The following is a 10,932-nucleotide window of genomic DNA, read 5'->3' on the forward strand; positions in this document are numbered from 1 at the left end:
CGCGGGTAACGCCAGCGCCAGGGGCGCGGGTAACGCCAGCGCCAGGAGCGCGGGTAACGCCAGCGCCAGGAGCGTCGAGTAACGCCAGCGGCAGGGGCGCGAGTGGCACCAGCGGCAGGGGCGCGAGTGGCACCAGCGGCAGGGGCGCGAGTGGCACCAGCGGCAGTAGCGAGGGCGCGGTCAGGCTGAGGCGCGCCACACGACGGGGGACGGCATCAGCACGCCGCCCCGGTCGATTGACTCGCCCCTGAGCTGGCGGAGCACCAGGTCGGCGGCCCGCGAGCCGATGTCGCCGGCCGGCTGGTGGACCGTGGACAGGTGGGGGCGGGTTCGGGTGGCCCATGAACTGTCGTCGAAGCCGACCACGCCGACGTCGTCGGGGACTGTGCGGCCGGCCTCGCGTAGTGCCTCCATGGCGCCGGCGGCGACCGCGTCCGAGGCGGCGAAGACACCGTCGATGGTGGGGTCGCGTTCGAGCAGCGTACGCATGCCCTTGGCGCCGCAGGCGAAGTCGTAGAGCGGGACCTCGGCAACCAGGGCTTCGTCGAAGGCCGGGCCGAGCGCGCGCTGGAAGCCGATCAGCCGGTCGGCGCCCGAGTCCCGGTCGACGGCCGATGCGATCATGCCGACCCGGCGGCGGCCGGTCGCGACCAGGCGCCGGGTGATCTCCTCGGCCGACGCGATGTTGTCGATGCCCACGTACGGGATGTCGGGGTGCAGGTCGCGGGGGTGGCCCACAAAGGCCGACGGCAACGCGATGCCGCCGACCACCTGGATGATCGGGTCGTGGCTGCGCGCCGACACGATGATCGCGCCGTCCACGAAGCCGCCGCTCAGGTACCGGGTGATCCGCGCCGTGTCCCGCTCCGAGTCGACCACCAGGTTGACCATCTGATAGTCGGCCGCGGACAGGGCCGCGTTCGCCCCCAGCATGATGCCGCCGATGTTGGGGTCCTCGAGGAACAGCGAGTGCGGTTCCAGCACGATGAACCCGATGGCCTGCGAACGCTGCATGACCAGGTTCCGCGCCGCCGTGTTCGGCACGTAGCCGACCTCACGGATAGCCCGCTCGATCGCCGCCCGAGCCGACGCCGAGACATAGCCGCCGTTGAGCACGCGGCTCACAGTCCCGCGCGACACCCCGGCCGTGGCCGCGATGTCATGCACGGTCGCCCGCTTCCCCGCCGGCCGTGCCGCACCCTCACCCTCGGGCGACGACTTACGAACGCCTTCAGTGGTATGGGCGGATTTTTCGGATACGGACGTCGATGCCGCTGACAGTTCGCTAGTAGCGGTAGGGGCTGCCGCAGGTGATTCGGGGTTCGGTCTGGCCGCGCCGGACGTTGAGCGAGCCGAACGCGAGGCCGAGGCGGCAGCAGGCGCCCGCTTGCGTGCGGCCCGGCCAGCCTCGGAAGCCGCGCCCGGGGGTGCCGGTTCGCGGGAGGGATTGCCGGCTTTGGGGGCTGCGCCTGGGGGTGCCGGTTCGCGCAAGGGATCGCTGGCCTCAGAAGCTGCGCCTGGGGGTGCCGGTTCGCGCAAGGGGGCGCCGGCCTTGGGGGCCGGATGCGCGGGCTGGCTTGGCGAACTCACGATCAGACTCTAATCACGCCGCGGGGGGCTGCGACCAACGGACGGCCGCCGCTACCGCGAGACCGGCGTAGGTAACGGCTTTATAAGCGAGCCTTGACGCTGGTCAGCGCCGCTCCTAGTGTGTGCACGTTCACACATTTGGCCTCGGGAATTTTGGCGGGGAAATGTGTGCACGTGCACAGAGAGAGGCGGGCTGGCCTTGATCACGTTGGGGTGCGACTACAACCCGGAGCAGTGGCCTGCTGCGGTTTGGGGTGAGGACGTCGCGCTCATGCGGGCCGCGGGGATCGATCTCGTGGCGATCAACATCTTCGGGTGGTCGGAGCTCGAGCCGCGGGCCGGCGAGTATGACTTCAAGCAGCTGGACCATGTTGTCGAGCTGTTGCACCAGAGCGGCATCCGGATCAACCTCGGCACCGCCACCGCATCGCCGCCGCCCTGGCTCAGCGCCCGGCACCCGGAGATCCTGCCGGTCGCATCCGACGGCACCCGGCGTTTCCCGGGTGGGCGGCAGGCGTGGTGTCCAAGTTCAAAGACCTTTCGGCGGTACGCCCTCGCGTTAGTGGAGCAGGTGGCGCAGCGCTACGGTCAGCATCCGGCCATCACGCTTTGGCACGTCTCCAACGAACTCGGCTGTCACAACGCGCTCTGCTACTGCGACGAATCCGCCACCGCCTTCCGCACCTGGCTGGCCCGCCGCTACGGGACCGTCGACCGGCTCAACGCCGCCTGGGGCACCTCGTTCTGGAGCCAGAAGTACGGCGACTGGGACGAGATCCTCCCGCCCCGGGCGGCGCTCAGCCTGCGCAACCCGGCCCAGATGCTCGATTTCCGGCGGTTCAGCAGCGACCAGTTGATCGAGCACTACACCGCCGAGGCCGACGTGCTCCGCCGGCACAGCAGCATCCCGGTCACCACCAACTTCATGGTCACCGCGCACATCCGCGACCTCGACTACTGGCGCTGGGCCCGGCACGTCGACGTCGTCGCCAACGACCACTACCTCGACCACCGCCTCGGCGACCCGGCCGCCGAACTCTCCTTCGCCGCCGACCTGAGCCGCGGGCTGGCCGGGGGCCGGCCGTGGATCCTCATGGAGCAGTCCACCGGCGCGGTCAACTGGCAGCCGCACAACCTCACCAAGCAGCCCGGCGAGATGCTCCGCAACACCCTCACCCACGTGGCCCGCGGCGCCGACTCGGTCTGCTTCTTCCAGTGGCGGGCCTCGGCGCAGGGCAGCGAGAAGTTCCACTCCGCGCTGGTGCCGCACGCCGGTACCGACACCGAGCAGTGGCGCGAGGTGCTCGACCTGTCGGCCGTCCTGGACCGGCTCGGCGAGGTGGCCGGCAGCACGGTCCAGGCCGACGTCGCGCTCCTGTTCAGCTGGGAGTCGTGGTGGGCGGCCGAGAGTGAGGGCCGCCCGTCCGAGGCGGTCCGCTACCTCGACCAGGTGCACGCCGCGTACCGGAGCCTCCGGCAACTCGGGGTGACCACCGACGTGCTCGCGCCGGACGGTGACCTCAGCCGATATCGGCTTGTGGTGGTGCCCTGCCTCTATCTGGTCACCGACGAGCAGGCCACCGCGATCACCGCCTACGTCGAGGGCGGCGGGCACGTGCTGGTCACGTTCTTCTCCGGGATCGCTGACGAGAACGACCGGATCCGGCTCGGCGGATATCCGGGCGCCTTCCGCGACCTGCTCGGGGTCGTGGCCGAGGAGTTCGCGCCGGCTCAACCCTGGGCACGCTGGTCGCTGGACACCGGCGCTACCGCGACGACCTGGGCCGAGCACCTGCGCACCACCGCCGCCGAGGCGCTCGCCTTCCACGAGGGCGGCCCGATGCCGGGCCGGCCGGCGATCACCCGCAACCGGTACGGCGCCGGCCTGTCCTGGTACGTCGCGACCGTCACCGACCTGCGCGACGTGCTGCGCGAGGCGGTCCGGGAGGCCGGCGTCGAACCGGCCGGCCCGGAGAACGACGGCAGCCTCGAGGTGGTCCGCCGCCGGCGGGACGGCACCACGTACGTCTTCGTGATCAACCACGGCACCACCGAGGTCGACTGCGGCATCGGCGGCGTCGACCTGATCAGCGGCGAGGACGGCCCGCTCACCGTGCCGGCCGGCGGCGTACACGTCCTGAAAAGCGTCGACGTCCGGAAAGAGGCATCGTGACCAGGTTCCGGGGCGCGGTCCTCTTTTTCGTCGTCCCGTTCACGGCGCTGTTCACGCTGTTCTACGCCATCCCGATCGGGTACGCGATCGTCCAGTCCCTCTACAAGGTCGAGCGCACCGGCACCTTCGGACCGGCCCGCGAGGTGTTCGGCGGCCTCGACCAGTACCGGCGGGTGTTCAGCGACGGCCCGTTCTGGAGTTCGGTCGAGCGGATGCTGCTGTTCGGCATCGTCCAGGTGCCGGTCATGCTCGGCCTCGCCCTGATCCTGGCGCTGCTGCTCGATTCCGGGCTGGTGCGGGGCAGACGGTTCTTCCGGCTGGCCTTCTTCCTGCCGTACGCGGTGCCGGGCGTGGTCGCCGCGATCATGTGGGGCTACATCTACTCGCCGAACCTGTCGCCGTTCACCGCGGTCACCGCGAACGTCGACCTGCTCTCCGCCCGCTGGGTGCTCTGGTCCATCGCCAACGTGGTGACCTGGGTCTACGTCGGCTACAACATGCTGATCATCTATGCCGCGCTGCTCGCGGTGCCGGCCGAGATCTACGAGGCGGCGCGGATCGACGGGGCCGGCCAGTTCCGGATCGCCTGGTCCATCAAGATCCCGCTGGTGCGGCCGGCCCTGGTGCTCACCGCGGTGTTCTCCATCATCGGAACGCTCCAGTTGCTGGCCGAACCGCAGGTGTTCCGGGCGTTCAGTTCCGCGGTCTCCAGCACGTACACCCCTAATTTGACGGTCTACTCCACCTCGTCGGTGCCCAATTTCCACCTGGCCGCCGCCTTCTCGGTGGTGCTGGCGCTGGCCACCTTCGTGCTCTCGTTCTCGTTCCTCAAGTTCACCCAGCGCAAAGGTGGCCTGCAATGAGCGCGATCTCCCGGCGCTCCGCCGCCATGCTGGTGATGGCGGTCTGCACCGTCTATTTCCTGACCCCGCTCTGGTGGCTCTTCGTCGGCTCGACCAAGGCCGGCGCGCAGGTGATCGGCAGCGGCGGGCTGTGGTTCGACGAGTTCGAACTGGGCGAGAACATCGGCACCGTTCTCACCTATTCGGACGGCATTTTCGTGCGCTGGCTGCTGAACAGCGTCGGCTACACGGTCGGCGCCGCCGCGCTCGGCACGCTGCTGGCCGGCATGTGCGGGTACGCCCTGGCGAAGTACCGCTTCCCGGGCCGGGAGACGCTGTTCAACATCGTTCTCGGTGGCGTGCTGGTGCCGGCCACCGCGCTGGCCCTGCCGCTGTTCCTGATGTTCAGCCAGGTGCAGGCGGCCAACACGTTCTGGGCGGTTTTCCTGCCCAGCCTGGTCAATCCGTTCGGTGTCTATCTGGCCCGCATCTATGCCGCGTCGTCCGTGCCGGACGAACTGATGGAGGCCGCCCGGATCGACGGTTCCGGCGAGGTGCGTACCTTCTTCACACTTTCGGTACGCCTCATGGCACCGGCCCTCGTGACGATTTTCCTCTTCCATTTCGTCGCCGTGTGGAACAACTTCCTGCTGCCGCTGATCATGCTCGGCAACGAGAAGCTGTTCCCGGTGACGCTCGGTCTCTACACCTGGAACTCGCAGGTGGATCAGCGCCCGGAGTTGCGCGGCCTGGTCCTGGTCGGAGCCTTCCTCTCGCTGGCTCCAATGATCATCGCATTTCTCTCCCTACAGCGCTTCTGGCGCAGCGGCCTCGGTGCCGGATCAAGCAAATGACAATTCAGAGAAGAGGAATCATGCGCATTCGCTCCGTCGCGGCTCTCCTCGTCGGCACACTGGCCCTGACCGCCTGCTCCTCGAGCGACGGCGACGACGCCGCCACCGGCACCCCGGGTGCGGCCAGTTGCGCGCCGTCCAGCGGCCCGGTCACGCTGGCGTTCACCTCCTGGGTCCCGGAGATCCAGAAGGTGGTCGAGCTGTGGAACAAGGCCAACCCCGACATCCAGGTCAAGGTGCAGACCGGCCCGAACGGCAACTCCGGCACGTACCAGAACTTCTTCAACCAGCTGAAGGCCGGCAACGCGCCGGATCTCGGCCACATCGAGTACGACGCGCTGCCCAGCTTCCGGGTGCAGGACGGCCTCACCGACCTGGCCGGCTGCGACTTCGTGATGCAGGCGCAGGGCCAGTTCGTCGACTGGACGTGGAGCCAGGTGAGCTTCGGCGAGCAGGGGCACGCGTACGCGATCCCGCAGGACGCCGGGCCGATGGCGCTGTTCTACCGCAAGGACCTGTTCGAGCAGAACAACATCCCGGTGCCGGCCACCTGGCAGGAGTACGCCGATGCCGCCGTCAAGGTGAAGGCGGCCGGCGGCTTCATCACCAACTTCTCGCAGAGCGACATCAACCAGTTCGCCGGGCTGGCCTGGCAGGCGGGCGCGCACTGGTTCACCAACGACGGCACCAACTGGACGGTCAGCCTGACCGACCCCAAGACCACCGAGGTGGCGAACTACTGGCAGGGCCTGATCGACAAGAAGCTGGTCTCGTCGGTGCCGCCGTGGACCCCCGAGTGGAACAACGCGTACAACGAGAGCAAGGCGTGGACCTGGGTGTCCGCGGTCTGGGGTGCCAACTCGATCGCCACCGGCGCGCCCAAGACGTCCGGCAAGTGGGCGGTCGCGCCGATGCCGCAGTGGACCGCGGGCGAGCAGGTCGCCGGTAACTGGGGCGGCTCGTCGACCGCCGTCTTCAAGGGCTCCAAGCACCCGTACGAGGCGGCCAAGTTCGCGCTCTGGCTGAACACCTCCCCGGAGGCGCTGACCGAGCTGAACAAGCTGGCCAACCTGTACCCGGCGGCCAAGGCCGGCACCACCCTGCCGAGCCTCGCCGAGGGAGTCGAATTCTACGGCGGCCAGAAGATCTACGAGGTCTTCACGGCGGCGTCCACGCAGGTCAAGCCGGACTTCACCTGGGGGCCGACGATGACCCAGACGTACGCCAGCGCGTCCGACGGCTTCAAGGCCGCGGTGTCCGGGCAGGGCACCCTGCTCAAGGCGCTGCAGGACGCCCAGGCCAGTACTGTTCAGACCCTCAAGTCGCAATCGATCCCCGTCAAGGAATGACACTCGTCGCCCTGCACACCCCGAACACGACGTACGCGCTGCGGCTCGAGGAGTCGGTGCGTCCGGTCTACTGGGGTGCTCGCCGGCCCGAGGACGACCTCGGGCCGGCCGGGGAGCACGCCGAGGACTTCCCGGTGGCGAGCGGCTGCATGTTCGGCGCGGCCGCCCTGTCCGCCGCGGACGGCCCGCTGCGACTGCGGGTCGCCGGGCACGAGTGGCGCGATGACGAGCTGGTGGTGCGCCTGGCCGGCGACTGCGAGGTCGACCTGCACTACCGGGTGTTCGGCGACTCGGACGTGATCGAGCGCTGGTCGGTGGTTCGGCACACCGGCCGCGACCTGCTGCTCACCGACCACGCGGCGGCCGTGTGGTGCCTGCCGGTGCGCGCCGACTACCGGCTCAGCCACGTGACCGGCGGATGGGCTCGGGAGAACGGCCTGTACCGGACGCCGGTGCCGGTCGCCGAGACGACCCTGATCAGCCGGCGGGGCGTCACCGGGCACGCGACGAACCCGTGGGTGATGCTCGACGACGGCACCGCCACCGAGGACTCCGGCGAGGTCTGGTCGGCGGCCCTCGCGTTCAGCGGCTCGTGGCGGATCACGGTGTCCCGGACCGCGGCGGGGCGCTGTGCGGTGCTGGGTGCGGCCGGGCACGACCGGTCCGCAGTCCGGCTGGCCGAGGGCGATGAACTGACCAGTCCGGTCTTCGCGGGACTGTGCACCACGGAAGGCTTCGGTGGAGCGAGCCGCCACTGGCACTCGTACCAGCAAAAGCATGTCCTGCCGCAGGCGGAGGAAATCCGCCCGGTTTTCTACCAGGCCGGGCAGGTCACCGACGGTCAGCGCGAACTGGCCGAGCGGGCCGCGAAGCTGGGTGTCGAATTGTTCGTGGTGGATGACGCGGTGCCGAGCCGGCTGCCGGACGGGCTGCGGCCGCTGGCCGACCATGTGCGGTCGCTCGGCATGGCGTTCGGCCTGCGGGTGGAGGTGCGGCCCGCCGGGGCACGGGCTTTCGACCGACTCGACGCGCTGATCCGCGAGACCGGCCTCGCGTTCCTCGAGTGGGACTGCCACCGGACGCTCGCCGAGGACGGGCCATCGGCGCGTATCGGGCACCGGGCGGGCGTCGACGAGGTACTCGACCGCCTCCGCGTTGCGCACCCGGGCGTCCGCGTGGAAGCCCGCACCGGCCAGGCACCCACTGGCGACGCGATGGACCGGCTCACCATCCAGCGCGGCTACACCCAGGTCTATCCGCCGGGCACCATGGTCGCCTGGGTCACCGACAGCCCGAACCCGATCACCGGTCGCGCGGTGCCGCTGCGGTTCCGCTTCCAGGTGGCGATGGCCGGCGTGCTCGGCCTCGGCGGTGACCTGACCCGCTGGACGGCCGCCGAACTCGACGAGGCCACCGACCTGATCGCCACGTACCGGGATATCCGGCCGGTGGTGCAGCACGGCACGCTGTACCGGCTGGCCTCGTGGATCTGGCAGTACCAACGGGGCGACCGGACGGTGCTGCTCGCGTGGCACGTCACAGGCGCCGAGGTGCACACCTTCGTACGGCTGCGTGGCCTGGACCCGGCACGCACCTATCGCGACAACGCCGGCCGGACCTTCGACGGCGCGACGCTGCTGGGTGACGGCCTGCCGGTCGCTTTTGCGGCCGGCGAACCGGCCGGGCTGCTGGTCTGCCTCACCGCTCAGCGGCAGGACGCGCCGTCGACCGTGCAGGAGGACGGGCTGACCGCGCCCCCGTCGTGCTCGAAGTGAAAGCGCAGCTGGCCGGTCGAGCGGGCGGCCAGGTCGACGGTCGAGGTCCAGGTGTGGGTGCGGCCGCTGACGCTGTGCCGGGGCTGCGGGAGCGACTCCAGCCAGGAGGTGCGCAGGCCGGTGACGCTCGCCGGGACGACCACGGTGACCCGCCAGCTCTGCGGCGCGCCGGTGGTGTTGGTGAGCAGCACCTCGCCGATGAAGGAGTCGCCGTAGGACTCGAGGACCCGGTACTGGCCGGTGACGTTCCGGGCCGGCGGCCTGGTCGTCCTGGAGGGGGTGGCCGCGGTCGATTCGAAGCTGCGGGTTTCCGTCGGCGACAGCGAAAGCGACGGTGACGGTGACGGCGACGGCACCAGGCTCACCGGGGCTTGCGGCCCGGCGGTCGTGGCCGGAAGGGTGAATGCGGGTGCCGGCGGTGGAAGCGCATCGCTCCCGTCGTCATGGGGTATCAGACGGACGATCGAAATAGCGGCAAGACCAATGAGGGCGATGACTCCGAGAGTCATCAGAAACCAGGGCGGAATAGGTTCATTGCCTGATTTTTGGTGCATTTAACCACATCCAGGTCATTGCGCTCATCCCCGGCGTAAGGGTAACGATCATTTAGCCGTTTGAATAGAGCCAACGCCCGCACGGGTGGCGGAGTTCAGCGGGACAGTTCCCAGAACGCGATCGCCGCCGCGGTGGCGACGTTGAGCGAGTCCACCCCGTTCTGCATCGGAATGGCCACCCGCACGTCGGCGGCTGCCAGAGCGGACCGGGTCAGGCCGGGTCCCTCGGCACCCAGCATCAACGCCGGCCGCCGCCGATCCGCCGCGCTCAACTCCTGAAGCGGCACCGAATCATCGCCGGGCGTCAATGCGAGAAGCCGGAATCCGGCCGCACTGACCACTTTGAGGGCATCCGGCCACGCGTCGGCCTTCGCGTACGGAATCGCGAAAACCTCGCCCATGCTCACCCGGACGGCCCGGCGATAGAGCGGGTCCGCGCAGTTCGGCGACAGCACCACCGCGTCGATGCCGAGCGCGGCCGCACTGCGGAACAGTGCGCCCAAATTCGTGTGCGTGTTCAGCCCTTCGAGCACGGCAAGCCGCCGCGCACCGGAAAGCAGTTCCGGAAGCGAGGGGAGTGGCCGCCGGTGAAACGACGCCAGCACGCCGCGGTGAACGTGGAATCCGGTGATGGACTCGAGCACCGCGGGCGACGCGGCATAGACCACCGCGTCGTCCGGCAGATCGGCGAACTGATCCGTTCGCTTCTCGTCCACAAGTATCGAACGGAGTCGATATCCCGCTCGCAGCGCACGCCGAATGACCAACTCGCCCTCGGCGATGAACAGCCCGTTCGGCGGTTCCCACCGGGTGCGCAACTCGAGATCGGTCAACGCGCGGAAATCACCGATCCGCGCGTCGTCCGCGCCGGCCACCGGGTGCACAACCACCCGGCCATTGTGCCGTCCGAGGGTCAGCGGCCCTCAGCCGGTCCGCCGGTTGCCGAAGTTTTTGCGTGCCTGCACCGAGTTACGCCCGTGCGGCTGCGTCTGCGCGGACACCTCGGCCTTCGCGTGCTTCTTGCCCTTGGCGCGGCGTGCCGCCCGGTTGAGAAACTCCTCGGGCTGCGCCGACTCGGACTGCTCCGACTCGGACTCTTCGGGGGCGCTGGGTTCGGACATGCACACGATTATGCCTGCCGCGGGTCAAAATCATGAGAAAATACGGGCGGCGTCGAGTCCCCGGCAACACGGCCACGCGAGGTGCAGCTCACCTCCGCGCGCAGCTGCCGGGCTGTCCCGGCACCCATTCCGCCGCCCGTTTCCGGTGCCCCGCAGTACGGTTGTACTGTTCGCGTAGTCAGGTCGGAGCGGGGGTGCGGCAGTGTCATCCGATTCGGGCTCCGGCTCGGGAGCCGACCAGCACCTGCTGGCCCTGCTGAGAGCCATCCGCCTGCGCCAGGCAGCCCCCGACGCGGTGGCCGCCGGCATAGCGGACGTCGCCGCGGCCCTCACCGAAATGGGCGGCCACCTGCGCGAGCCCCACCCGGAGCCGGACGCCGGCGCCGCCCTCCCACCGTCGGCGCGAGGCGCCCTGCCACCGGCCCCGCCCCCGCTCCTCGACCAGGACGACGGCCTGGACCACACCAGACCCCCGCGCCCCACCTGGGCAACCCACCCCGAGCCAACCACCGACGTATCCCCGGAACAGACCCGCAACTTCTTCACCCGGGCCCCCTCGGCCGACCCGCCCGACCCATCCGGCCCCGCCGCCGCGTCGCCCCCCGGCCCCGCCGCCGCGTCGCCGCCCGGCCCCGCCGCCGCGTCGCCGCCCGGCCCCGCCGCCGCGACGCCGC

The 10,932-nt window shown here is 69.9% G+C and carries 9 protein-coding genes and 1 pseudogene; 6 read left to right on the forward strand and 4 right to left on the reverse strand.

From position 1 onward, the window contains the following. Nucleotides 1–180: 180 nt before the first annotated feature. On the reverse strand, nt 181–1,167 hold the full coding sequence (locus tag Ari01nite_RS35125) for a LacI family DNA-binding transcriptional regulator (RefSeq protein ID WP_203786573.1): 987 nt from the start codon (nt 1,165–1,167) through the stop codon (nt 181–183). A 622-nt stretch (nt 1,168–1,789) separates the two neighbouring features. Here Ari01nite_RS35125 and Ari01nite_RS35130 point away from each other — a divergent pair. From Ari01nite_RS35130 to Ari01nite_RS35150, 5 genes are read left to right on the forward strand one after another with little or no spacing between them, the layout of a single operon-like run. Next, nucleotides 1,790–3,763: a beta-galactosidase gene (locus tag Ari01nite_RS35130; RefSeq protein ID WP_203786574.1), complete on the forward strand. Its 1,974-nt coding sequence runs from the start codon at nt 1,790–1,792 to the stop codon at nt 3,761–3,763. Next, a complete protein-coding gene (locus Ari01nite_RS35135) occupies nt 3,760–4,626 on the forward strand; it encodes a carbohydrate ABC transporter permease (protein ID WP_203786575.1) in 867 nt (288 codons plus the stop codon). The genes Ari01nite_RS35130 and Ari01nite_RS35135 overlap by 4 nt, the downstream gene beginning before the upstream one ends. Beyond that, the gene (locus Ari01nite_RS35140; RefSeq protein ID WP_203786576.1) at nt 4,623–5,459 is read left to right on the forward strand and encodes a carbohydrate ABC transporter permease; all 837 of its coding nucleotides are present in this window, start codon (nt 4,623–4,625) and stop codon (nt 5,457–5,459) included. The genes Ari01nite_RS35135 and Ari01nite_RS35140 overlap by 4 nt, the downstream gene beginning before the upstream one ends. A 20-nt stretch (nt 5,460–5,479) precedes the next feature. After that, nucleotides 5,480–6,808 carry an ABC transporter substrate-binding protein gene (locus Ari01nite_RS35145; RefSeq protein WP_203786577.1) on the forward strand — a complete coding sequence of 443 codons (1,329 nt, stop codon included), beginning with the start codon at nt 5,480–5,482 and terminating at the stop codon, nt 6,806–6,808. Continuing rightward, entirely contained in the window at nt 6,805–8,583 is a 1,779-nt protein-coding gene (locus tag Ari01nite_RS35150; RefSeq protein WP_203786578.1) for an alpha-galactosidase, read from the forward strand. Before Ari01nite_RS35145 ends, Ari01nite_RS35150 begins: the two co-directional genes overlap by 4 nt. Here Ari01nite_RS35150 and Ari01nite_RS35155 read toward each other — a convergent pair. From Ari01nite_RS35155 to Ari01nite_RS35165, 3 genes are all read right to left on the reverse strand, one after another. Continuing rightward, entirely contained in the window at nt 8,514–8,948 is a 435-nt protein-coding gene (locus Ari01nite_RS35155) for a cellulose binding domain-containing protein (protein ID WP_203786579.1), read from the reverse strand. The two genes, Ari01nite_RS35150 and Ari01nite_RS35155, sit on opposite strands and share 70 nt — an antisense overlap. Nucleotides 8,949–9,232: 284 nt before the next feature. Continuing rightward, nucleotides 9,233–10,012 carry a TrmH family RNA methyltransferase gene (locus tag Ari01nite_RS35160; protein ID WP_239163291.1) on the reverse strand — a complete coding sequence of 260 codons (780 nt, stop codon included), beginning with the start codon at nt 10,010–10,012 and terminating at the stop codon, nt 9,233–9,235. 48 nt (nt 10,013–10,060) lie between these two features. Then, the gene (locus Ari01nite_RS35165) at nt 10,061–10,258 is read right to left on the reverse strand and encodes a hypothetical protein (RefSeq protein ID WP_203786581.1); all 198 of its coding nucleotides are present in this window, start codon (nt 10,256–10,258) and stop codon (nt 10,061–10,063) included. A gap of 202 nt (nt 10,259–10,460) precedes the next feature. Here Ari01nite_RS35165 and Ari01nite_RS35170 point away from each other — a divergent pair. Then, nucleotides 10,461–10,932 (forward strand): annotated as a pseudogene (locus tag Ari01nite_RS35170) (hypothetical protein); the annotation flags it as partial.

The organism is Paractinoplanes rishiriensis (assembly GCF_016862375.1).
Taxonomy (GTDB): domain Bacteria; phylum Actinomycetota; class Actinomycetes; order Mycobacteriales; family Micromonosporaceae; genus Actinoplanes; species Actinoplanes rishiriensis.

What these genes read in the sequence shown, in the direction of transcription:
- Ari01nite_RS35140 (WP_203786576.1), top strand. Translation starts at nt 4,623, where the DNA reads ATGAGCGCGATCTCCCGGCGCTCCGCCGCCATGCTGGTGATGGCGGTC.
- Ari01nite_RS35165 (WP_203786581.1), bottom strand. Translation starts at nt 10,258, where the DNA reads ATGTCCGAACCCAGCGCCCCCGAAGAGTCCGAGTCGGAGCAGTCCGAG.
- Ari01nite_RS35145 (WP_203786577.1), top strand. Translation starts at nt 5,480, where the DNA reads ATGCGCATTCGCTCCGTCGCGGCTCTCCTCGTCGGCACACTGGCCCTG.
- Ari01nite_RS35150 (WP_203786578.1), top strand. Translation starts at nt 6,805, where the DNA reads ATGACACTCGTCGCCCTGCACACCCCGAACACGACGTACGCGCTGCGG.